Here is a 23,366-nt window from a genome sequence, read left to right as displayed (position 1 = left end):
CATGCCGCCGCGCGCCGGCCCTGCCGGCACACCGCGCGCGCTAGCTATTTGCTGCGCTCAAGCACCAGCAGCGGATCGATGCGTACATCGAACCAGTTCATCCCCCAATGCAGATGCGGCCCGGTCGCGCGCCCGGTGGCACCGACTGCGGCAATCACCTGACCTTGCTCCACCCGGTCGCCCACCTTTACGTCGATGCGCGACAGGTGCAGAAAATTCGAACTCACCCCGAAGCCATGGTCCAACAGCACGGTGCCGCCGGTCAGATACAGGTCCGGCGCGGCAAAGGTCACCACGCCGGCAGCCGGTGCCTTGACCGGCGTGCCGGTGGGCGCGGCGATGTCCATGCCCGAGTGGCCGGCACCGGGCTGGCCGTTGTAGACCCGCGCATTGCCGAAGCGCCCGCTGATGCGGCCCTGCACCGGCCAGATGAAGGCCTGGGCAAAATCGGTGCGGGCATCGTCGCGGTCGCGCGCGGCGGTGACCTGCGCCTGCTCGCGCTTGATCCGCTCGGCGATCGCCGCAGGCGGATTGACCGTCTTGGGCGGCACGCCGTTGACGCGCTCCACCGGCCAGTCGCGCGGCGTCACCGCAATGCTGGCGGTCTGTTTGCTGCCATCGGGCCGGGTGATCTGCACCTGCAACGGTCCGCTGGCGTCGCGGCCGATGCCGAACACCACGCTGCCATAGCCGCTGACCCGCAAGCTGCGGCCGGCGTACTGCACCTGGCTGCCCGCCGGCACCTTGCCGATCACCAGCGCGCCCTGCGAAGCGCTTTGCGGAAATACCACCTCCATGGCGTCGGCGGACTGCGCAGCGACGCTGCCGGCAGCGAGCGAGAGCGGCGCCAGCGCAAGCCAGGCGCCAATCAGGGCTGCGCGCATCAGCGGTCGAAGGTCAGGCGCTGACCGGCGGCAGTGCCGACCAATTGTTCGCCATCCCACACCTGCTGGCCGTTGACCCAGGTCGCGGCGATGCGCGAGCGGAACGTGGTGCCCTCGAACGGCGACCAGCCGCACTTGGACAGCACCTGCTCGCGCTTCACGGTGAACGGAGTGTTGTCGATCATCACCAGGTCGGCGAAATAGCCTTCGCGCAGGAAGCCGCGTTCTTCCACATCGAACAACTGTGCCGGCGCATGCGCGAACTTCTGCACGATACGGGTGATCGGCAGCTTGCCCTCGTGCACCAGCTCCAGCGCGGCGACCAGCGCGTACTGCACCAGCGGCAGGCCGGAGGGCGCCTGTGCGTAGGGCTTCTGCTTTTCTTCCCAGGTATGCGGCGCGTGGTCGGTGGCGAGCACGTCGATGACGTCCTCGGCCAGCGCCTGGATCAGTGCCAGGCGGTCGTCGGCGTCCTTGATCGCGGGGTTGCACTTGATCAGGTTGCCCAGCCGCGCGTAGTCGCTGCGGTCGAAGCGCAGGAAGTGGATGCAGGTCTCGGCGGTGATGCGCTTGCGCAGCTTGCCCTCGGCATCGACCAGCGGGCCGGCTTCGAACAGCGCCAGCTCGTCGGCGGTGGAGATATGCAGCACGTGCAGGCGGGTGTTGTGCTTGCGCGCCAGCGACACCGCCAGCAGCGAGGATTTCAGGCAAGCCTCGCGCGAGCGGATGTCCGGATGCATCTCCGGGGTCAACGCGTCGCCGTACTTCTCTTTGTACTGCGCCAGCGTCGCATCGATGGTGGGGGTGTCTTCGCAGTGGGTGATGATCGGCGTCGGCGCGTCGCGGAAGATCGCGTCCAGCGTCTCGGGGTTGTCGACCAGCATGTTGCCGGTGGAGGCGCCCATGAACACCTTGATGCCCGGGGCGGTCTTCGGGTCCAGCGTCTGGATCGCGGCCAGATTGTCGTTGCTGGCACCCATGTAGAAGCCGTAGTTGGCCCAGGCGCGCCCGGCTGCCGCGTCGTACTTGGCCTGCAGTGCGGCCGCGTCCAGGGTCGGCGGGTTGGTGTTGGGCATGTCCATGAAGCTGGTCAGGCCACCGGCCACCGCGGCGCCGGATTCGGTCGCGATATCGCCCTTGTGGGTCAGGCCCGGCTCGCGGAAGTGCACCTGGTCGTCGATCATGCCCGGCAACACCCAGCGTCCGGCCGCGTCCACCACGGTGTCGCCTGCGGCTGGGGCGATCTTGCTGGCGATCTTGGCGATGCGGCCGGCTTCGATCAGCAGATCGGCGTCGAATTCCTTGCCTTCATTGACCAGGCGGGCGTTGACGATGAGGGTTCGGCTCATGGATGAGGTCCTTTGCAACTACAGGAAGGGGAAGCGGGCGAGGACGCGGGCGCGTCGGGGACGGGATCGAACCCGCCCGGATGAAAGGGATGGCAGCGGCCGAGCCGGCGCATTGCCAGCCAACAACCGCGCAGCGGGCCGAAGCGGCCGATCGCGGTCATCGCGTATTCCGAGCAACTGGGCGCGAAACGGCAGCGCGGCCCCAGCAGGGGGCTGATGAACCGCTTGTAGAAGCGCAGCAGCGCGATGAGCAGGCGTGAGATCACTTGCCAATGATATGCCACTTGGATTAATACGTGGTTGCCGGGGGTCCGTGGGGTAAGCTATAAAGGCCCGCTTTCCCGGGCCCCGGGGGAACCAAGGATGAGCGTTTCGTGGCTGCTAAAAAACCTGCAAAAAAGGCCGTAGAGGCCGCCAAGAAGTCCGCCAAACCCGTTGCGAAGAAGGCAGCGGCGCCTGCCGCTGCAAAACCGGCCGCCAAGCAGGTCAAGCCGGCTGCCAAGCAAGCGGTTGCCAAGAAGGCAGCTGCGAGCAAGACCGCGGCCAAGCCGGCGCCGGTCGCCAAGACCGCAGCGTCCAAACCCGCGGCCGCCAAACCTGTAAAATCTCCTGTCGCCAAGCGTGCTGCCAAGCCGGCGGCGAACAAGGCAGCTCCGGCTGCCGCCAAACCGGCCGCCAAGCCGGTGGCGCCCAAGTCCGTACCGAAGCCGGCTACCAAGTCGACTCCGGCCAAGTCAGTCCCGGTCAAGGCTGAAAAGCCCGCGCCCGCACCGGCCTCCAAGGCCGTCCCTGCGAAGCCGGCAAAGCCTGCGACCCCGCCACTTAAGAATCCCGTGCCCGTTTCGAAATCTTCAGCAAAAACGCCAACCAAAACCGAAGCCCCCGCCAAGCCCGCCGCGACCCGTCCGGTCGGCAAGGTGGCCGTGGCCGTGACCTCCAAGCCGGCCAGCCCGACCCCCAAGACCAAGTACAAGGTGGTCGAGTACAAGACCGATGAAGCCACCGGTCGTCCGATCCTGCCGCAGGGCTACAAGCCTGCAGCCGATGAGGAGTACATGAGCAAGCTGCAGCAGGAGTACTTCCGTCAGCGTCTGCAGAGCTGGCGCAACGACCTGATCGAAGAGTCCAAGCAGACCATCGAAAACCTGCGCGAAGAAGTGCGCGACATCGGCGACGAAGCCGAGCGTGCAACGCGCGAGACCGAGAACTCGCTGGAGCTGCGCACCCGCGACCGTCATCGCAAGCTGATCGGCAAGATCGACAGCACGCTCAAGCGTCTGGAAGACGGCGACTACGGTTACTGCGTGGACACCGGCGAAGAGATCGGCCTGGACCGGCTGGAAGCGCGCCTGACCGCCGAGCGCACCATCGACGCCCAGGAGCGTTGGGAGCACCTGCAGAAGCAGCAGGGCGACTGATCGTTCGACAAGGTCCAGGCCTTGTCCGTCGACTGAAAGACCCCGCCATGCGCGGGGTTTTTTATGCGCATCGTGCAAGCGCAACGGACGTTGCAGTGGTCGACACGCCTGGCGCGTGTCATGCGGCCAGGCAGGCATCGATCAGGTGATATCGATCAGACCTGCGGGCACCGTCGCAGACTTCACTGCCTCAGACCTCACTGCAGGTCGCGCAGATCCAGCTTGCGCAGCTTGGGCGCCTTCCACGCGGTGGTGGCGACCACGCCCAGGGTCACGCAGCCGCCGATCACCACCGCCGGCACCAGGCCGACCAGGCGCGCCATCACGCCGTCGTAGAACGCACCCAGCTCGTTGGACGAGCCGATGAAGATGCCGTTGATCGACGACACCCTGCCACGCATCGCATCGGGCGTGGCCAGCTGCAGGATGGTCTGGCGCACCACCACCGACACCCCGTCGCACATGCCGTAGACCAGCAGGATCGCTGCCGACAGCCAGAAATGCCGCGACAGGCCGAACGCGATGGTGCACAGACCGAAGCCGGCCACCGACAGCATCAGGATGCGCCCGGCATTGCGCTGCAGCGGGTGCCGCGCCAGCCACACGCCGACCACGATCGAGCCCAGTGCCGGGGCGCCGCGCAGGATGCCCAGCCCTTCCGGGCCGTAATGCAGGATGTCGTGGATGAAGGCCGGCAGCATCGACACTGCGCCGCCCAGCAACACCGAGAACATGTCCAGCGCCATCGCGCCCAGCATGATCTGGTTGGACAGCACGAACTGCGCACCTTCGGCGATGCTGCGGAAGATCGGCGCACGCGGGCCTGCGTTGACCGGCTCGCTGACACGCAGCAGCGCCAGCGCCAGGATCGCCACCAGCGCCACGCCGGCGGCCACGCCATAGGCCAGGCCCTTGCCGCCCCAGCCGACCAGCACGCCGCCCAGCGCCGGGCCGATCACCATGCCGGCCTGGAAGGTGACGCTGCCGATGCTGGCGCCGCGCGCGAACGCCTCGCGCGGCAGCGCACGTGCGAACAGCGCGTTGTAGACCGGCGACAGGAACGAGCGCGCCGCACCGGTCAGCGCGATGGCCGCGTAGATCGGCCACACGCCCTGCACCGGCAGCCAGCCATGGGTGATGGCCAACAGCAGCAACGCAGTGGCGACCAGGCCCAGCACCGCGACCATGCCGAGGCGTCGGCGCGGCAGATGATCGACCAGATAGCCGGCAAACGGCGCGATGCAGAAGAACGGCAGGATCTCCGCCAGGCCGATCAGCCCGAGCGAGAGCGGATTGCGGGTGATCTCGTAGATATGCCAGCCGACCGTGACCGCGACGATCTGGTACGACAGCATCGCCGCCACGCGATACAGCAGCACCAGGCCGAAGCCGGGGTGGGCCAGCAGCGTACGCAGCGAGGCAGCGGGCGAGGGCGTCGGTGTGCTCACTGCTGGGCGCGGGCGGTGTCGCGGATGAAGGCCAGCATTGCCGCCACGCCATTGCTGCGGGTCGGCGACAGATGCTTGGCCAGCCCGATGCCGGCGATATAGTCCGGCTCGGTGGCCAGGATCTCCTGTGCGCTACGCCCGGAGTACACGCGCAAGGCCAGATAGATCAGCCCGGAGACGATCGCCGAGTCGCTGACGGCGTGGAAGTCCAGCCGCTCGGCATTGCCCTCCGGCACGATCCACACCATCGACTGGCAGCCATGCAGGCGGTGTTCTTCGGTCTTCCACTGTTCGGGGAAGCTGGGCAGCTTGCGGCCCAGGTCGATCAGGTACTGGTAGCGCTCGGACCAGTCGCCGAAGAAGGAGAACTCCTCGGCAATGGCGGCCTGTGCGTCGACGGCGGTGGGTTCAAGCGGGAAGGGGGTGGTGGTCATCAAAAAATCCAGATTCGGTCGGTGGTAGCGCTGCCCGGCGACACCGCAATGGCGCCCCTCACCCGCCGGGGCGAGAAGGCGCGGTTTGCGCGCCATGGGCGCGCGTGCCTTGGAGCGCCCGCGCCGCCAGCGCGGGCCGGGGCGCGGAGCGGGGAGGGTAAGGGCGAAGCCTCGCTGGAATTCGATGCGGGTGGCTTCGCCCTTACCGCAAGGAAGGTGCATGTGGCTGCGCTCGCACCCTGATCCGCCCCTGCGGGGCACCTTCCCCCGACGGGAGAAGGGCGGAGGGTCATGCGCGCTTCCAGCGCACGCCTTGCGGAGTGTCTTCCAGCACGATGCCTTCGTCGGCCAGCTGCGTGCGGATGGCGTCGGCGCGGGCGAAGTCCCTCGCTTTCTTGGCGGCATTGCGTTCTTCGACCAGCGCCGTGATGCGCGCATCGTCGCCGGCGTCGGTGCCGCGCGAGAACCAGGCGGCCGGATCCTGCTGCAGCAATCCCAGCGCCAGGCCTGCGCCGAGCAGCCGCGACTTCAGGCCGGACAGCGCGGCAACACCTGCAGATGCGTCGCTGCCCTGTGCGAGTTGGGTGCGCAGCGCGCGGGCCTCGGAGGCAATGCTGGCGATGACCGACAGCGCAAGCGGGGTGTTGAGGTCGTCGTCGAGCGCGGCTTCCACCTCGTCGGGAATCGTGGCCGGCTGCGCGGGGGCGATCCCGGCAGCGTGTTCGGCCGCGGCCAGGTCGCGCAAGGTGCCGTACAGCCGGTCCAGCGTGTTCTTGGCCTGGTCGATCAGGCCATCGGACCAGTCCAGCGGCTGCCGGTAATGCGCGCTCAGCAGCGCGTAGCGCAACGCCTCGGGCGGGTGGCGGGCGATCAGGTCGTGCACGGTCTCGATGTTGCCCAGCGACTTGCTCATCTTGGCGCCGCTGAAATTGAGCATGCCGTTGTGCAGCCAGAACCGCGCAAAGGTCGCCCCGCCATGCGCGCATTCGCTCTGCGCGATCTCGTTCTCGTGATGCGGGAACTGCAGGTCCACGCCGCCGGCATGGATGTCGATGGTCGGGCCCAGGTGCGCGGCAGCCATCGCCGAGCATTCGATATGCCAACCCGGGCGGCCGCGGCCCCAGGGCGAGTCCCAGCCGGGCAGCTCGTCGCTGGAGGGCTTCCACAGCACGAAGTCGCCGGGGTCGCGCTTGTACGGCGCCACGTCCACGCGCGCGCCGGCCAGCATCTCGTCCGGGTCGCGGCGCGAGAGCTTGCCGTAGTGCGCAAAGCTGGCCACCGCGAACAGCACATGGCCTTCGGCGGCATAGGCATGTCCGTTGGCAATCAGCTGCTCGATCATCGCCACGATCTGCGGGATATGCGCGGTCGCTTCCGGTTCGATGTCCGGCGGCTGCACGCCGAGCGCGGCCATGTCCTGGCGGTAGATCGCGGCGAAGCGGTCGGTGATGGTCGAGATCGGCACGCCCTGCGCCTGCGCGGCGGCGTTGATCTTGTCGTCCACGTCGGTGATGTTGCGCGCGTAGCGCAGCGCGCCATAGCGCCGGCGCAGCAGGGCGGCCAGCACATCGAACACGACCGGGCCGCGGGCGTTGCCGATATGCGCGTAGTTGTAGACGGTGGGGCCGCACACATACAGGGTGGGGCTGGACGGATCGAGCGGTGCGAACGGCTCGACCCGCCGCGTCAGGTTGTTGTGCAGGCGCAGGCTCATCGGCATCTGAAAAAGGATAACCGGGCGATTCTAGCCGGTCGCGGCGATGTGGCGAACCAACCGCACGCGCGCAGCAGCGCCGGTGACCGGATGGGCTGCGTTCAGCCCAAGGGATCGCAAGCTCCATACACTTACGTATTGCCTGGCTGCGCCCTCCTGGTACTGATGCGACCTTCCCCGTTCTTCCTGCTGCTCTGTGTGTTCGCCTGGCAGGCATCGTCAGCGCACGCGGCGGAAACCGATCCCAAGAACCGGGTGGTGGTGATCGAGAACGTGAAGCTGGATTACGCGCAGGTGCTCAATGTCGAGCCGGTCTATCAGACCCTGCGTGCCACCCGCATGGAGGAACAGTGCGAGGCCGAGCAGGTCGCGCCGGTGGCAGCGGCACCGGTCGAGGACGAAGGCCGTATCAACCGGATGGTGGATTCGGTCAAGGAGATGTTCTCCCGTCGCCCCGAGCCGGCGTCCGTGCCGATGGCGGTGCCGCCGACCAGCACACGGCGCAACTGCCGGGTGGTGGAAGTGCCGCGCGAGTTCCGGCGGCCGATCGCCTTCGATGTGGATTACGTCTACAAGGGCACCAAGTACCGTTCGCGGCTGCCGGAAGACCCGGGCAACCGGCTGCGCGTCCGCGTGTCGGTCACCCCCTACATCCCCGACGCCATCGTCGCGCCGCCGCGCTGAGCCGCGCGGCGGTTGCGCCGTGCCCGCATGCATGCGAGGATTCGCGCCCTATGTACGCAAACGCCTTTCAGCACGACACCAGCGCCGCCCGGATGGCCTCCGGCATGACCTCGCGTGCCCGCCGACCGGAATCCCACATTTTCGCTGGGTAACCGGAGCGTTTTGCTGTTCCGCCGTTGAAAACCCAGCCCGCAGGCTGGGTTTTTTCGTTTTGACGTCACAAAAGTTTCAACCGCAAGAAACGCGCATGTCGCGCACCCCGCCACTCCTGGCGGACCACGCAGCAGAAGCACGCAGCACAAGGATCGATCGATGTCACTGAAGCACTTCTTGAACACCCAGGACTGGAGCCGCGCCGAACTGGACGCGCTGTTGACCCAGGCCGCGTTGTTCAAACGCAACAAGCTGGGAAGCGAGCTGAAGGGCAAGTCGATCGCGCTGGTGTTCTTCAACCCGTCCATGCGCACCCGCACCAGCTTCGAGCTGGGCGCGTTCCAGCTGGGCGGGCATGCGGTGGTGCTGCAGCCGGGCAAGGACGCCTGGCCGATCGAGTTCAATCTGGGCACGGTGATGGATGGCGACACCGAGGAGCACATTGCCGAAGTGGCGCGGGTGCTGGGCCGTTATGTCGACCTGATCGGCGTGCGCGCGTTCCCGAAGTTCGTCGACTGGTCCAAGGACCGCGAGGACCAGGTGCTCAGGAGCTTTGCCAAGTATTCGCCGGTGCCGGTGATCAACATGGAGACCATCACCCACCCGTGCCAGGAGCTGGCGCACGCGATGGCGTTGCAGGAACACTTCGGCACCCAGGATCTGCGCGGCAAGAAGTACGTGCTGACCTGGACCTATCACCCCAAGCCGTTGAACACCGCGGTGGCCAATTCCGCGCTGACGATCGCCACCCGCATGGGCATGGACGTGACCCTGCTGTGCCCGACGCCGGACTACATCCTGGACCCGCGCTACATGGACTGGGCAGCCCAGAACGTGGCCGAAAGCGGCGGCTCGCTGCAGGTCAGCCACGACATCGACAGTGCCTACGCCGGTGCCGACGTGGTGTATGCCAAGAGCTGGGGCGCGTTGCCGTTCTTCGGCAATTGGGAGCCGGAAAAGCCGATCCGCGACCAGTACCAGCACTTCATCGTCGACGAACGCAAGATGGCGCTGACCAACAACGGCGTGTTCTCGCACTGCCTGCCGCTGCGTCGCAACGTCAAGGCCACCGACGCGGTGATGGATTCGCCCAACTGCATTGCCATCGATGAAGCCGAGAATCGCCTGCATGTGCAGAAGGCGATCATGGCGGCCCTGGCGGGCCAGGGCCGCCGGGATTCGTGATTGGGGATGTGGGATTCGCAACGGCGAACCCGGCTCCCGACCCAACCTAGTCAACTTCTAAAGAGACCCCCATGTCGCAGCAGACCGCTTCCACCAATCCCGAATCCCCACTCTCCAATCCCGGCACAAAGAAGGACATCGTCCTGGCGTTCTCCGGTGGCCTGGATACCAGCTTCTGCATTCCGTATCTGCAGGCGCAGGGCTATGCGGTGCACACCGTGTTTGCCGATACCGGCGGGGTGGATGCCGAGGAGCGTGATTTCATCGAAAAGCGCGCGGCCGAACTCGGTGCCGCCAGTCATGTCACCGTCGATGGCGGTCCTGCCATCTGGCAGGGCTTCGTCAAGCCGTTCGTGTGGGCGGGCGAGGGCTATCAGGGCCAGTACCCGTTGCTGGTGTCCGACCGTTACCTGATCGTCGATGCCGCGCTCAAGCGCGCCGAGGAACTGGGCACGCGCAGCATCGCGCACGGTTGCACCGGCATGGGCAACGACCAGGTGCGTTTCGACCTGGCAGTGAAGGCACTGGGCGATTACCAGATCGTGGCGCCGATCCGCGAGATCCAGAAAGAACACACCCAGACCCGCGCCTACGAGCAGAAGTACCTGGAAGAGCGCGGCTTCGGCGTGCGCGCCAAGCAGCAGGCCTACACCATCAACGAGAACCTGCTCGGGCTGACCATGTCCGGCGGCGAGATCGACCGTTGGGAAGCGCCGGGCGAAGGTGCGCGCGGCTGGTGCGCGCCGCGCAGCGAGTGGCCGGTCGAGCCGCTGACCGTCACCCTGAAGTTCGTCGAAGGCGAGGCCGTTGAACTCAATGGCAAGGCGCTGCCGGGCGAGCAGATCCTGGCCCAGCTCAACAAGCTGTTCGCGCCCTACGGCGTGGGCCGTGGCGTCTACACCGGCGACACCGTGATCGGGTTGAAGGGCCGCATCGTGTTCGAGGCGCCGGGCCTGATCTCGCTGCTGACCGCGCACCGCGCGCTGGAAGATGCGGTGCTGACCAAGCAGCAGAATCGCTTCAAGCCGGACGTGGCGCGCAAGTGGGTGGAGTTGGTGTACGAAGGCTTCTATCACGACCCGCTCAAGACCGACATCGAGGCGTTCCTGAAATCGTCGCAGGCCAAGGTCAATGGCGAGGTCACGCTGGAAACCCGCGGTGGCCGCGTCGATGCGGTGGCGGTGCGTTCGCCGCACCTGCTGAACACCAAGGGCGCGACCTATGCGCAGTCGGCCGACTGGGGCGTGGAAGAAGCGGAAGGCTTCATCAAGCTGTTCGGGATGAGCTCGACGCTGTATGCCCAGGTGAATCGCTGAGGATCTAAAGCCCCTCTCCCCGGGGCGAGAAGGCACGGCTGATGCGCCACTGGCGCGCGTGCCTTGGAGCGCCCGCGCCGCAAGCGCGGGCCGGGGCGCGGAGCGGGGGTGAGGTGAGGGTGCGAGCGAAGCTCCCGCAGGGTGCGGTGCACTCGGCTTCGCCCGTCCCCTCATCCGCCCCTTCGGGGCACCTTCTCCCGTTGGGAGAAGGGTGGCCTGGATGCGCTGTAGGTGTTGTTTGCGCAACCTCGCACCACGGTGCAGTTGTGACTTTTGTTAGCCGCCACTTCGGACCATTGATCAAACCGACATGACCGATCTACTTGCCTCCACCCTCGAACACCTGGAACAGCTGGTGTCCTTCGACACCCGCAATCCGCCGCGGGCGATCGCTGCCGAGGGCGGCATCTTCGATTATCTGCGCGCGCAGCTGCCCGGTTTCCAGGTCGAGGTGATCGACCACGGTGCCGGTGCGGTCAGCCTGTATGCGGTGCGCGGCACGCCCAGCTACCTGTTCAACGTGCATCTGGACACGGTGCCGGATTCGCCGCACTGGAGCGCCGATCCGCACGTGATGCGGCGTACCGACGATCGCGTGATCGGCCTGGGCGTCTGCGACATCAAGGGTGCGGCAGCGGCGCTGGTGGCGGCGGCCAATGCCGGGCAGGGCGATGCGGCCTTCCTGTTTTCCTCCGACGAGGAAGCCAACGACCCGCGCTGCATCGCCGCGTTCCTGGCGCGCGGTGTGCCGTATGAGGCGGTGCTGGTTGCCGAGCCGACCATGAGCGAGGCGGTGCTGGCGCATCGCGGCATCAGCTCGGTGCTGATGCGGTTTGCTGGGCGTGCCGGGCATGCCTCGGGCAAGCAGGATCCTTCCGCAAGTGCATTGCATCAGGCGATGCGTTGGGGCGGCAGGGCGCTGGACCATGTCGAGTCGCTGGCGCATGCGCGTTTCGGCGGCCTGACCGGCCTGCGCTTCAACATCGGTCGGGTCGAGGGCGGCATCAAGGCCAACATGATCGCGCCGGCGGCCGAGCTGCGTTTCGGCTTTCGTCCGCTGCCGTCGATGGACGTGGACGGTTTGCTGGCGACGTTTGCCGGATTTGCCGATCCACACGCGGCGCATTTCGAAGAAACCTTCCGCGGCCCCAGCCTGCCGTCCGGCGATATCGCGCGGGCTGAAGAACGCCGCCTGGCCGCACGCGATGTGGCCGATGCGCTGGACCTGCCGATCGGCAATGCAGTGGATTTCTGGACCGAGGCCTCGCTGTTTTCGGCCGGCGGTTACACCGCCCTGGTCTATGGCCCCGGCGATATCGCCCAGGCGCACACCGCCGACGAGTTCGTGACGCTTGCGCAGCTGCAGCGTTACGCCGAGTCGGTACATCGCATCATCAACGGCTCAAACTGAAGCCGCGTTCCGCGCCCAGGCGCGGCCATTCCTCTCTTCGATCACGGCAATGTCCCTCTCCGCACAGCCCCACAAACAGACCCGCCAGACCATCGTGCGCCTGCTTTCGAGCATGGCCAGCGCCAAGGAAATCAGCCAGTACCTCAAGCGTTTCTCGCAGCTGGATGCCAAACGCTTTGCGGTGGTCAAGGTGGGCGGCGCGGTGCTGCGCGACGACCTGGACGCGCTGACCTCGTCGCTGTCGTTCCTGCAGGAAGTGGGGCTGACCCCGATCGTGCTGCATGGCGCCGGCCCGCAGCTGGATGCCGAACTGTCGGCGGCCGGTATCGAGAAGCGCACCGTCAACGGCTTGCGGGTGACCTCGCCGGAAGCGCTGGCGATCGTGCGCAAGGTGTTCCAGGCCTCCAACCTCAAGCTGGTCGAGGCGCTGCAGCAGAACGGCGCGCGTGCGACCTCGATCACCGGCGGCGTATTCGAAGCGCAGTATCTGGACCGCGACACCTACGGCCTGGTCGGTGAGGTCAAGGCGGTCAACCTGGCGCCGATCGAAGCCAGCCTGCAGGCCGGCTCGATTCCGGTGATCACCAGCCTAGGCGAGACGCCGAGCGGGCAGATCCTCAACGTCAACGCGGATTTTGCCGCCAACGAACTGGTGCAAGAGCTGCAGCCGTACAAGATCATCTTCCTCACCGGCACCGGCGGTCTGCTGGATGCCGATGGCAAGGTGATCGACTCGATCAACCTGTCCACCGAGTTCGACCATCTGATGCAGCAGCCGTGGATCAACGGTGGCATGCGGGTCAAGATCGAACAGATCAAGGATCTGCTCGATCGCCTGCCGCTGGAGTCGTCGGTGTCGATCACCCGGCCGGCCGATCTGGCCAAGGAACTGTTCACCCACAAGGGCTCGGGCACGCTGGTGCGGCGCGGCGAGCGCGTGCTGCGCGCGACCTCCTGGGACGAACTGGACCTGCCGCGGCTCAGGACGCTGATCGAATCCAGTTTCGGCCGTACGCTGGTGCCCGATTACTTCAGCAACACCAGGTTGCTGCGCGCCTATGTCAGCGAGAACTACCGCGCCGCGGTGATCCTTACCGACGAAGGCATGCTGGGTGCAAGCGCGCTGATCTACCTGGACAAGTTCGCCGTGCTCGACGACGCCCAGGGCGAAGGCCTGGGCCGTGCGGTGTGGAACGTGATGCGCGAGGAAACCCCGCAACTGTTCTGGCGCTCGCGTCACAACAACCAGGTCAACATTTTCTACTACGCCGAGTCCGACGGCTGCATCAAGCAGGAGAAGTGGAAGGTGTTCTGGTACGGGCTGGAGAACTTCGAGCAGATCCAGCACTGCGTGGCGCATTGCGCGACGCGTCAGCCGACGCTGCTGGGCTGAGTATGATGGCGCCCGTCGCATTGCCAGCGCTTTGGCGCGAGCTGCCCACGCTACGCGGGCAACACGCAACACTGGAACCATTACGGACTGCGCATGCCGATGGTCTGCGCGCTGCGCTGGGCGATGGGGCCTTGTCGCGGCTGTGGTACACCGGCGTGCCGGCACCGGCGCAGGTGGACGACTACGTGGGCGCGGCCTTGGATGCGCAAGCCGACGGGCGGGTGCTGCCTTACGTGGTATGCGATGCGGCCGGCGAGGTCGTCGGCTGCACACGCTATTACGGGCTGGATGCGACAGTGCCCAAGCTGTCGATCGGCTACACCTGGTACGCGCCGCGCGTGCAGCGCAGCGGCGTCAATACCGACACCAAGCGGATGCTGCTGCAGCACGCCTTCGAAACGCTGGGCTGCCTGAGCGTGGTGTTCGAGACCAGTTGGTTCAATCACACCTCGCGCGCGGCGATTGCGCGGCTCGGTGCAAAGCAGGACGGCGTGCTGCGCAATTACACCCGTCACCCTGACGGCACGCCGCGCGACACCGTGGTGTTCTCCATCATCGATACGGAATGGGCCGGGGTCAAACGCCACCTGCAGTTCCGCCTGGAAGCAAACGCATGACTGTTCAAACAACGACCATCGGCATCGTCGGGGCCCGCGGGCATACCGGATCGGAATTGATCAAGCTGGTGGTGGCACACCCGCATCTGCAGCTGCTGTTCGTGTCCTCGCGCGAGCTGGCCGGGCAACCGGTGGCCGAGCACAACGCGGCGTATCGCGGCGAGCTGCGCTACGAGAGCCTGGATGCCGATGCGGTGGCCGCCAAGGCCGCCGACGTGGTGATCCTGGCATTGCCCAACGGCAAGGCCGAGCCCTTCGTCGCGGCGATCGATTCGGCCAGGCCGCAGACGCTGCTGATCGATCTGTCGGCCGATTACCGCTTCGATCCGGCCTGGTATTACGGGTTGCCCGAGCTGACGCGCGGCAGCTACGCCGGGCAGAAGCGCATCAGCAATCCGGGCTGCTATGCCACCGCGATGCAGCTGACGATCGCGCCCTTGCTCGACCAACTGGCCGGCCCGCCGCAGTGTTTCGGCGTGTCCGGGTATTCCGGCGCGGGCACCACGCCGTCGGACAAGAACAACCCCGAGTTGCTGGCCGATAACCTGATGCCGTATGCGCTGACCAATCACATGCACGAGCGCGAAGTCTCTGCGCAGCTCGGTGTGCCGGTGGAGTTCATGCCGCATGTGGCACCGCACTTCCGTGGTATCACCATGACCGTCAACCTGTGGCTGCAGCAAGCGCTGACGCGCGAGCAGGTCCAGGCGCGCTACACGCAGCGTTACGCCGACGAGCCGTTGATCGAGATCGTCGATGAAGCGCCGTGGGTCAGCCGCATCGCCGGCAGGCATGGCGTGCAGATCGGTGGCGTGACGCTGGCGCCGGGCAACAAGCGGGTGGTGGTGGTGGCAACGCTGGACAACCTGCTCAAGGGCGCGGCGACGCAGGCGATGCAGAATCTCAACCTGGCATTGGGCTGGGACGAATTGACTGCGATTGGCTGATGATGCGAGTCCCTCGCAAGAGCCCGCACAGCCCTGTGCGGTGATTCAAAGGTGCGAGTCCCTCGCAGGAGCCCGCACAGCCCTGTGCGGTGATTCAAAGGTGCGAGTCCCTCGCAGGAGCCCGCACATCCTTGTGCGGGGATTCAAAGGTGCGAGTCCCTCGCGACAGCCCGCACCTCCGTGTGCGGGGATTTAAGCTGACAATTTATTTCGAGACGCTTTCCGATGACCAATCTGTTGTGGCAAAAACCCGGCGTGGCGGTGGACGCCAAGATCCAGAGCTTCCTGGCCGGCGACGACGTCATCCTGGACCGCGAGTTCTTCCTGTACGACATCGCTGCCAGCAAGGCGCATGCGCAGGGACTGCAGCACATCGGCATCCTGTCGCTGCAGGAGCTGGGCGGACTGAGCGAACAGCTGGACCTGCTGGCGGCCGATTTCCGCAGTGGCACGTTCGTGCTGGACGAGCGCTACGAGGATTGCCACTCGGCGATCGAGGCGCGCCTGACCGAACGGCTGGGCGATGCCGGCCGCAAGATCCACACCGGGCGCAGCCGTAACGACCAGATCCTGGTCGCCACGCGCCTGTGGTTGAAGGACAAGCTGCAACGCGTGGCCGAGCTTGGCGCGGAGATCGCCAAGGTGGCGCTGGACCGCGCGCAGGCAGAAGCTGCGCTGCCGGTGCCGGGCTATACGCATATCCAGCGTGCGGTGGTGTCCTCGGCCGGCATGTGGTGGGCGGGCTGGGCCGAGGCCTTTATCGACAACGCGGTGCGTGCGGCCGATACCTTGCGCCTGGTGGACAGCAATCCGCTCGGTACTGCGGCCGGCTACGGCGTCAACCTGCCGCTGGACCGTGCACACACCACTGCCGAGCTGGGCTTTGCACGGCTGCAGGTGTCGCCGATCTATGCGCAGCTCTCGCGTGGCAAGTACGAACTGGCCGCGCTCGAGGCGCTTGGCAGCGCAACGCTGGACCTGCGCCGGATCGCCTGGGATCTGTCGTTGTTCACCAGCGGCGAGTTCGCCTTCGTCGCGTTGCCGGCGCAATACACCACCGGCAGCTCGATCATGCCGAACAAGCGTAACCCCGACGTGATCGAACTGATGCGTGCCACCCACGCCAGCGTGGCCGCCGCGCGGACCGAGATCGAACAGCTGCTGTCGCTGCCATCGGGCTATCACCGCGACCTGCAGAGCAGCAAGGGCGCCATCGTGCACGGCTTCGGGCGCGGCCTGGCGGCGCTGGAACTGCTGCCGGCCCTGCTGGCCAATCTGGAATGGCGCCCGGACAAGCTGCGTGCGGCGATCGATTCGGGCATGTACGCCACCGACGTGGCGGTGGAAGCGGCGGTTGCCGGCGTGCCGTTCCGCGAGGCCTACAAGGCGGCCGCGGAATCGGCCGACACCGCAGGGCAGGGGCGCACGCCGGAAGGCAGCCTGGCCGCCCGCGTCTCGCCAGGCGCCGCCGCAGATCTGCAGCTGGACGTCCTGCGTGCCCGCTGGCAGGCGCTGGTCTGATGGCCGCGATCAGCACCGACACCGCCGAGCATTACCCCTGGGGCGAAGCCAGCGACGGCTGGCACCTGTTGCGCGACCCCAACCTGAGCGTGCTCGAAGAGCACATGCCGCCCGGCGCGGCCGAGCTGCGTCACCGGCACAGCCGCGCGCGGCATTTTTTCTATGTGCTGGCCGGCGAGGTGATGCTGCAGCTGGATGGCGAGCAGCATGTGCTCGGGGTCGGGCAGGGCCTGCATGTGCCGCCCGGTTCCACCCATCAGATGCACAACCTGTCCGAGATGGAAGCGCGCTTTCTGGTGATTTCCGCGCCGTTCGGCCGTAGCGAGGCAACACCCGACAAGGAGGCAGGCTGATGGCGACACGCTATCTGGTGCTGGCGATGCGCAAGCCGGATTTTCCGGCCGATGTGGTGCAGCCGCACCGTGCATTTCTCGACACGCTGCGGGCGGCCGGGCAGCTGGAACTGACCGGCGGCTTCAGCGATGGCAGCGGTGGCGCATACGTATTGATCAACGTCCCCAGTCTGGAAGACGCACAGCAGATCGTCGCGCGCGACCCATTGGCGCTGCGCGATGCCTCCACGCTGACCGTCCATGAGTGGAACACGCACTGAGCAGGTTGTCGCCATGAGCACGCCCATCGCCACTGCTGCGTCATTTACCGAGCAGGCGCTGCCGCCATGGCGACGCGCGGTGCTCAAGGTCGGCAGCAGCCTGCTCGCCGCCGATGGCGGTGGCCTGTCGCCGCGTTTTGCGCTGGGGCTGGCGCAGTTCGTCTCGGCCAACCTGATGGCCGGGCGCGAGCTGGTGATCGTGTCGTCGGGTGCGGTGGCGGCCGGCCGCGCGATCCTGCCGAAGGCTGCCGAGGCCGGTGCGCCGATCGCCGCGCGCCAGGCGCTGGCTGCGCTGGGGCAGGCACAGTTGATCGCGCTCTGGCAGCGCTTTTTCGAGCGCCCGGTGGCGCAGGTGTTGCTCACCCACGACGACCTGCGTAATCGCCGCCGCTATCTCAACGCACGCGCCACCCTGGGCGAGTTGTTGCGGCTGGGCGCGTTGCCGGTGATCAACGAAAACGACACCGTGTCGGTGGACGAGCTCAAGCTGGGCGACAACGACAACCTGGCCGCGATCGTCGCCGCCCTGGTTGATGCCGATGCCTTGTTCATCGCCACCGATATCGACGGGTTGTACAGCGCCGACCCGCGCAGCAATCCGCTGGCGAGGCCGCTCGACGAGGTGGCCGAACTCACCGCCGAGGTGCTGGCGATGGCCGGCGGCAGCGGCAGCAGCGTGGGCACCGGCGGCATGCGCACCAAGCTGGAAGCCGCCGCAAAGGCCGGCGCGGCCGGCATCGAAACCTATCTGTTCAACGGCCGCAATGGCGATGTGGTGCGTGCCCTGGCGCAGGATCGCCTGCACGGCACGCGTATCCACGCCGCACGCACGCGCATTGCCGCCCGCAAGTACTGGCTGCGGCATGCGCCGGTGGAAGCGGGCGCGATCCTGATCGATGCCGGTGCCGCCGTTGCACTGACCGACAAGGGCGCCTCGCTGCTGCCGGGCGGCGTGGCCGGTGCGCAGGGCGACTTCCGGCGTGGCGACATGGTGGAGATCCACCTGCGTGACGACGCCGGCGAGCGCTGCCTGGCACGCGGCGTCAGCCAGTATTCGGCGGTGGATATCCGCCGCATCGCCCGCCGCCACTCGCGCGAGATCGAGCCCGTGCTCGGTTACAGCTACGGCGAGAATGTGGTGCATCGCGATGATTTGGTGCTTTTGTAGCGGGGATTGGGGAGTCGGGATTGGGGATTTGCAAACGCGTATGCACCGCGTTTCCCTAACGTTGCCTCCGTGTCCCGACGACTGATTCCCTGTGGTGATAAAACGGTATTGCCGCTTTTGCCAATCCCCAATCCCGACTCCCCAATCCCGGCCCTCCAATGACCATCAAAACCCTAGCCCTGCAATGCCGTGATGCCGCGCAAGTGCTGTCGCAACTGTCCGCGTCTGCCAAGCAGGCCTTGCTGGAGGCGATGGCGGCCGCGCTGGAACAGGATGCGGCGGTGATCCTGGCGGCCAATGCGCGCGATCTGGAGGCGGCGCGTGAGAAGGGGGTTGGTGCTGCGATGCTGGATCGTCTGGCGCTGGACACAAAGCGCCTGGACGGCATCGCAGCCGCGCTGCGCGAGGTGGCGCAACTGCCCGATCCGGTCGGCCAGGTCACGCGCGAGGATGTTCGCCCCAATGGCATCGTCGTGCAGAAGGTGCGGGTGCCGCTGGGGGTGATCGCGATGATCTACGAAGCGCGCCCGAATGTGACCGCCGATGCGGCAGCACTGTGCATCAAGGCCGGCAATGGCGTGATCCTGCGTGGCGGCTCGGAAGCGATCCACTCCAATACTGCGATTGCGCGCGCCCTGCAGCGCGCCCTGCGCGAGGCTGACGTGCCGGAAGCGGCGCTGACCCTGGTCGAGGATCTGCGCCGCGAGACCATGCTGGAGCTGCTGCAACTCAGCGACATCGTCGATCTGGCGATTCCGCGTGGCGGCGAAGGGCTGATCCGCTTCGTGGCCGAGCATGCGCGCGTGCCGGTGATCAAGCATTACAAGGGCGTGTGCCATCTGTTCGTGGATGCGTCGGCGGACGTGAATCTGGCCGTGCGTCTATTGGTCGATGGCAAGGCCAGCCGGCCCTCGGCCTGCAATGCGCTGGAGACCTTGCTGGTGCATGCCGACATCGCGGCGCGCTTTCTGCCGCTGGCCGCGCAGGCCCTGCGCGAGCGCAAGGTGGAGCTGCATGGCGATGCGGCCACGCGCGCACTGTTGCCCGACGTCGCAGCTGCCAGCGACGACGACTACGCCGCCGAATTCCTCGACCTGATCCTGGCCATCCGGGTGGTGCCGGATCTGGACACCGCGCTGGCGCATATCCGCCAGTACGGCTCGGACCACACCGAGGTGATCGCCACGCAGGATGCCGCCAATGCCGAGCGGTTCGTGCAATCGCTGCGCTCGGCGGTGGTGATGGTCAACGCCTCCTCGCGTTTCTCCGATGGCGGTGAGCTTGGCTTGGGCGCGGAGATCGGCATCTCCACCACGCGCCTGCATTCCTACGGCCCGATGGGCCTGGAGGCGCTGACGGTGGAGCGCTTCGTGGTGCGGGGCCAGGGCCAGGTACGGCACTGATCGGCGATACGCAGGCCAGCCACCCGGCCACCACTACCTACCCGGCAACCACGACCTTTGACACTCCCCCGGCAGGCCGCGCTCTGCCTACAGTCGACGACTGCCCCTGCACGTTCCGGAGTCGTCGATGCGCCGTTTTGCCGCCTGCCTGCTCGCCACCGCCATTGCCGCCGCCACCGGCAGCGCGCTGGCGCAAACTTCGCCGATGACGCCGGACATCACCGGCAAGCCGTTCGTGGCAGGTGATGCCGCCAACGACTACATCAAGCGCGAGGTGATGATTCCGATGCGCGACGGGGTCAAGCTGCATACGGTGATCGTGCTGCCCAAGGGCGCGCGCAATGCGCCGATGGTGCTGACGCGCACGCCGTACAACGCCAGCGGCCGCACCGAGCGCATGGCCTCGCCGCATATGAAGGACCTGCTCGCACAGGGCGACGACGTGTTCGTCGAAGGCGGCTATATCCGCGTGCTCCAGGACGTGCGCGGCAAGTACGGCTCCGAAGGCGATTACGTGATGACCCGGCCGCTGCGTGGTGCGCTCAATCCCAGCGAGGTCGACCATGCCACCGATGCCTGGGACACCATCGACTGGCTGGTGAAAAACGTCAAGGAATCCAACGGCAAGGTCGGCATGATCGGCTCGTCCTACGAAGGCTTCACCGTGGTGATGGCGTTGACCAACCCGCATCCGGCGCTCAAGGTCGCGGTGCCGGAAAGCCCGATGATCGACGGCTGGATGGGCGACGACTGGTTCAACTACGGCGCGTTCCGCCAGGTCAACTTCGACTATTTCACCGGCCAGCTCACCCAGCGCGGCAAGGGCAGCGGCATCGCGCGCCAGGGCCATGACGACTACAGCAACCTGCTGCGCGCCGGATCGGCCGGCGATTTCGCCAGGGCCGCCGGCCTGGAACAGCTGCCGTGGTGGCACAAGCTCACCGAACACGCCGCCTACGATACGTTCTGGCAGGAGCAGGCGCTGGACAAGGTGATGGCGCGCACCCCGCTCAAGGTGCCGACCATGTGGTTGCAGGGGCTGTGGGACCAGGAGGACATGTGGGGTGCCATCCATAGCTACGCGGCGATGGAGCCGCGCGACCGCAGCAATACGCTCAACTACCTGGTGATGGGGCCGTGGCGGCATAGCCAGGTCAACTACGACGGCAGCGCGCTGGGCGCATTGAATTTCGACGGCGATACCGCGCGCCAGTTCCGCCACGACGTACTGCGCCCGTTCTTCGATCAATACCTGGTCGATGGCGCACCCAAGGCGAGCACGCCGCCGGTGTTCATCTACAACACCGGAGAGAATCATTGGGACCGTCTGCAGGCTTGGCCGCGCAGCTGCGCCAAGGGCTGTGCGTCGAGCAGCAAACCGCTGTACCTGCAGGCCGGCGGCAAGCTGTCGTTCCAGCAGCCGGCGGCGGGGCAGCCCGGTTTCGAGGAGTACGTGGCCGACCCGGCCAAGCCGGTGCCGTTCGTGCCGCGGCCGGTGGACTTCGGCGATCGCAGCATGTGGACCACCTGGCTGGTGCAGGACCAGCGCTTCGTCGACGGCCGCCCGGACGTATTGACCTTCGTCACCGAGCCGCTGACCGAACCCCTGCAGATCGCCGGTGCACCGGAAGTGCATCTGCAGGCCTCCACCAGCGGCAGCGACAGCGACTGGGTGGTGAAACTGATCGACGTGTATCCGGACGAGATGGCGTCCAGTCCCAAGATGGGTGGCTACGAGCTGCCGGTGTCGCTGGCGATCTTCCGCGGCCGCTATCGCGAGAGTTTCAGCACGCCCAAGCCGCTGGCATCCAATCAGCCGCTGGCGTTCCAGTTCGGCCTGCCGACCGCCAACCACACCTTCCAGCCGGGCCACCGGGTGATGGTGCAGGTGCAGTCCAGCCTGTTTCCGCTGTACGACCGCAATCCGCAGACCTACGTGGACAACATCTTCTTCGCCAAGCCCGGCGATTATCGAAAGGCCACCCAGCGCGTCTATGTGAGCCCCGAGCAGCCCAGCTACATCAGTCTGCCGGTACGTTGACCGCGCGGGCGCCGCGTGGCGGCGGCGCCCAGACGTCTTCCAACAACTGCGGACGGCAGGCCACCCAGGCGGCCGCCAGCTGCACCAGGATGCAGATCACCAGGAAGACGAACGGCGAGGTCCAGCCGCCGTGGTGCGCATGCAGCCAGCCGAACAGGAATGGCCCGAGGCAGCTCACCGCATAGCCCATGCCCTGCGAGAACCCGGACAGGGCCGCCGAGCCGGCCGCAGTGCGGCTGCGTTGATTGACCAGCACCAAGGCCAGCGGGAACGTGCTCGGCCCCAGGCCGAGCAGGGTCACCCACAGGATCGGCGCGGCCAGCGGCGCCCACCACAGCCCGGCAAACGCGACCAGGTGGCAGGCCGCGCACAGCAGCACGATCGGAAACGGGTTGCGCATGCGCACCGCCAGCGCCGGCATGGTCAAGGCGCCGACCATGCCCAGTGCCGCGAACAGCGCCACCATGGTGCCGCCGAACGCGGGCGAGGCGCCGGCTTCGCGCAGCAGCGTCGGCAACCAGGTGAACATCGAATAGGTGACCAGCGAGGTCATGCCGAAGGTCACCGCCATGCTCCAGCCCAGGGCGGTGCGTGCCACGCGGCCCTCGGCCTCGGACGTGGGCGTGACCGGTGCCGGCCCGGTCGCGCGGATGCGGCGGTGGCTGGTGTGCACCATGGCCCAGGCCGCCAATGCCAGCAGTGCCGGCAACACCCACACCACCATCGAGCTGCGCCAGCCCAGCGCATCGGCCACCGGTACCGCCAGCAGTGCCGGCAGCAGGGTGCCGACCTGCAATACGGTGATGTAGAGCGTGCTGACGCCGCCGACGCGATCGCCGAAATAGCGCTTCACCAGCGGCGGCAACACCACGTTGCCCATGCCCATGCCGGCCAGTGCCACCAACGAACCGATCAGCAGTCCGGCAGTGCCCGGCAGCAGCGGGCGCAACACCAGGCCGACAGTGGCCAATGCCATCGACAGCAGCGCGGTGCGCAGCAGGCCGAAGCGGCGCAGCAAGGCCGGCGTGGCCACACCGGTCAGTGCGAATGCAGCCGTCGGCAACATGCCGAGCGCACCCATGGTGGGCGCGCCGAATGCGTACTCGTCGGCAATGCGTTCCAGCAGCGGCGTCAACGACGTCACCGCGGTACGCAAGTTGAAGGCGGACAACAAAATGGCAGCCAGCACCAAGCCGCGACCACGCAACCGGGCGGACGGGGAGGCAGCGGCAATGACAACAGACATGACAGACCATCCGCACTGCGCGCATGCATGCGCCAGCGCCTGAAAACACAAAACCGGCACAAGGCCGGTTTTGTGTTTTGAAACTGGTCGGGGAGACAGGATTCGAACCTGCGACCTCTACGTCCCGAACGTAGCGCTCTACCAGACTGAGCTACACCCCGAAGGAGCCGCGTATGTTACATAGGGAATGCGGAATCGGCAAGCATCTAGCGAAAATAATTTTACTGATGCGGTTGGCCACGCTCCGGCTCGCGTGCTTCAAACCACATGCCGTTGAGCACGGCCGCCAGTGCGGCCAGACCGGTGCCGAGGATCCAGGCGAAGTACCACATTGTCGTTCTCCTTGAGTCGTTGAAGCAGGTGTGAGGTTGAGGCCTGCTGCGAGCGCGAGGCAGCTGTGCATCGCAACGCGCAGCGGGCA

22 protein-coding genes and 1 tRNA gene are annotated in these 23,366 nt (G+C 66.6%); 14 read left to right on the top strand and 9 right to left on the bottom strand.

What is annotated here, in order from left to right; translation table 11 throughout:
• Positions 1-44: 44 nt before the first annotated feature.
• The 3 genes from GGR73_RS06445 to yidD are packed head-to-tail and all read right to left on the bottom strand — an operon-like array spanning position 45 to position 2,517.
• A complete protein-coding gene (locus GGR73_RS06445; protein ID WP_184431260.1) occupies positions 45-884 on the bottom strand; it encodes a M23 family metallopeptidase in 840 nt (279 codons plus the stop codon).
• Entirely contained in the window at positions 884-2,233 is a 1,350-nt protein-coding gene (locus GGR73_RS06440) for a dihydroorotase (protein ID WP_104644345.1), read from the bottom strand. Before GGR73_RS06440 ends, GGR73_RS06445 begins: the two co-directional genes overlap by 1 nt.
• Positions 2,230-2,517: a membrane protein insertion efficiency factor YidD gene (gene yidD, locus GGR73_RS06435; RefSeq protein WP_054591576.1), complete on the bottom strand. Its 288-nt coding sequence runs from the start codon at positions 2,515-2,517 to the stop codon at positions 2,230-2,232. The genes GGR73_RS06440 and yidD overlap by 4 nt, the downstream gene beginning before the upstream one ends.
• A gap of 90 nt (positions 2,518-2,607) precedes the next feature.
• Between yidD and dksA the strand changes: the two genes are divergently transcribed.
• The gene (gene dksA, locus GGR73_RS06430) at positions 2,608-3,651 is read left to right on the top strand and encodes an RNA polymerase-binding protein DksA (protein ID WP_184456080.1); all 1,044 of its coding nucleotides are present in this window, start codon (positions 2,608-2,610) and stop codon (positions 3,649-3,651) included.
• Between the two features lie 197 nt (positions 3,652-3,848).
• Here the strand turns inward: dksA and GGR73_RS06425 are convergent, their stop codons facing one another.
• The 3 genes from GGR73_RS06425 to cysS form a co-directional block, all read right to left on the bottom strand.
• Positions 3,849-5,099, bottom strand: coding sequence for an MFS transporter (locus GGR73_RS06425; RefSeq protein ID WP_039521872.1), 1,251 nt, complete (start codon positions 5,097-5,099; stop codon positions 3,849-3,851).
• Positions 5,096-5,533: a SufE family protein gene (locus GGR73_RS06420; protein WP_016903219.1), complete on the bottom strand. Its 438-nt coding sequence runs from the start codon at positions 5,531-5,533 to the stop codon at positions 5,096-5,098. Before GGR73_RS06420 ends, GGR73_RS06425 begins: the two co-directional genes overlap by 4 nt.
• 289 nt (positions 5,534-5,822) lie before the next feature.
• Positions 5,823-7,247: a cysteine--tRNA ligase gene (gene cysS / locus GGR73_RS06415; protein ID WP_160954543.1), complete on the bottom strand. Its 1,425-nt coding sequence runs from the start codon at positions 7,245-7,247 to the stop codon at positions 5,823-5,825.
• Positions 7,248-7,433: 186 nt separating this feature from the next.
• Here cysS and GGR73_RS06410 point away from each other — a divergent pair, with 186 nt between their 5' ends.
• From GGR73_RS06410 to GGR73_RS06350, 13 genes are all read left to right on the top strand, one after another.
• Positions 7,434-7,931, top strand: a complete 498-nt coding sequence (locus tag GGR73_RS06410) for a hypothetical protein (RefSeq protein ID WP_024940007.1) — start codon at positions 7,434-7,436, stop codon at positions 7,929-7,931.
• Between the two features lie 312 nt (positions 7,932-8,243).
• Positions 8,244-9,269: an N-acetylornithine carbamoyltransferase gene (locus tag GGR73_RS06405; RefSeq protein ID WP_167709027.1), complete on the top strand. Its 1,026-nt coding sequence runs from the start codon at positions 8,244-8,246 to the stop codon at positions 9,267-9,269.
• A 71-nt stretch (positions 9,270-9,340) separates the two neighbouring features.
• Positions 9,341-10,585, top strand: a complete 1,245-nt coding sequence (locus GGR73_RS06400) for an argininosuccinate synthase (RefSeq protein ID WP_126967415.1) — start codon at positions 9,341-9,343, stop codon at positions 10,583-10,585.
• A gap of 310 nt (positions 10,586-10,895) precedes the next feature.
• Complete coding sequence (locus GGR73_RS06395) at positions 10,896-11,996, top strand: acetylornithine deacetylase (RefSeq protein WP_024940004.1); 1,101 nt, start codon at positions 10,896-10,898, stop codon at positions 11,994-11,996.
• A gap of 49 nt (positions 11,997-12,045) precedes the next feature.
• Positions 12,046-13,389 carry an acetylglutamate kinase gene (locus GGR73_RS06390; protein ID WP_024940003.1) on the top strand — a complete coding sequence of 448 codons (1,344 nt, stop codon included), beginning with the start codon at positions 12,046-12,048 and terminating at the stop codon, positions 13,387-13,389.
• Positions 13,390-13,394: 5 nt separating this feature from the next.
• A complete protein-coding gene (locus GGR73_RS06385; RefSeq protein ID WP_184431254.1) occupies positions 13,395-14,006 on the top strand; it encodes a GNAT family N-acetyltransferase in 612 nt (203 codons plus the stop codon).
• Positions 14,003-14,953, top strand: a complete 951-nt coding sequence (gene argC / locus GGR73_RS06380) for an N-acetyl-gamma-glutamyl-phosphate reductase (RefSeq protein ID WP_184456078.1) — start codon at positions 14,003-14,005, stop codon at positions 14,951-14,953. Before GGR73_RS06385 ends, argC begins: the two co-directional genes overlap by 4 nt.
• Before the next feature lie 225 nt (positions 14,954-15,178).
• Positions 15,179-16,474, top strand: coding sequence for an argininosuccinate lyase (locus tag GGR73_RS06375; protein ID WP_054591571.1), 1,296 nt, complete (start codon positions 15,179-15,181; stop codon positions 16,472-16,474).
• Complete coding sequence (locus GGR73_RS06370) at positions 16,474-16,827, top strand: cupin domain-containing protein (RefSeq protein WP_024939999.1); 354 nt, start codon at positions 16,474-16,476, stop codon at positions 16,825-16,827. The genes GGR73_RS06375 and GGR73_RS06370 overlap by 1 nt, the downstream gene beginning before the upstream one ends.
• On the top strand, positions 16,827-17,087 hold the full coding sequence (locus tag GGR73_RS06365) for a YciI family protein (protein WP_024939998.1): 261 nt from the start codon (positions 16,827-16,829) through the stop codon (positions 17,085-17,087). Before GGR73_RS06370 ends, GGR73_RS06365 begins: the two co-directional genes overlap by 1 nt.
• 13 nt (positions 17,088-17,100) lie before the next feature.
• Complete coding sequence (gene proB / locus GGR73_RS06360; RefSeq protein ID WP_184456076.1) at positions 17,101-18,255, top strand: glutamate 5-kinase; 1,155 nt, start codon at positions 17,101-17,103, stop codon at positions 18,253-18,255.
• Between the two features lie 158 nt (positions 18,256-18,413).
• Entirely contained in the window at positions 18,414-19,658 is a 1,245-nt protein-coding gene (locus GGR73_RS06355; RefSeq protein ID WP_184456074.1) for a glutamate-5-semialdehyde dehydrogenase, read from the top strand.
• Positions 19,659-19,785: 127 nt separating this feature from the next.
• Positions 19,786-21,699 (top strand): CocE/NonD family hydrolase, encoded by a 1,914-nt coding sequence (locus GGR73_RS06350; protein ID WP_184456073.1) that lies wholly within the window; start codon positions 19,786-19,788, stop codon positions 21,697-21,699.
• Here the strand turns inward: GGR73_RS06350 and GGR73_RS06345 are convergent.
• From GGR73_RS06345 to cydX, 3 genes are all read right to left on the bottom strand, one after another.
• A complete protein-coding gene (locus GGR73_RS06345; protein ID WP_184456520.1) occupies positions 21,680-22,906 on the bottom strand; it encodes a CynX/NimT family MFS transporter in 1,227 nt (408 codons plus the stop codon). The two genes, GGR73_RS06350 and GGR73_RS06345, sit on opposite strands and share 20 nt — an antisense overlap.
• A gap of 123 nt (positions 22,907-23,029) precedes the next feature.
• Positions 23,030-23,106 (bottom strand) — tRNA-Pro (locus GGR73_RS06340).
• Between the two features lie 60 nt (positions 23,107-23,166).
• A complete protein-coding gene (gene cydX, locus GGR73_RS06335; protein ID WP_024939993.1) occupies positions 23,167-23,277 on the bottom strand; it encodes a cytochrome bd-I oxidase subunit CydX in 111 nt (36 codons plus the stop codon).
• Positions 23,278-23,366 lie beyond the last annotated feature (89 nt).

It is taken from the genome of Xanthomonas sp. F14, from assembly GCF_014199865.1.
Note: the sequence above shows the minus strand (reverse complement) of the source record. Positions and strands in the feature narration are given on the sequence as shown.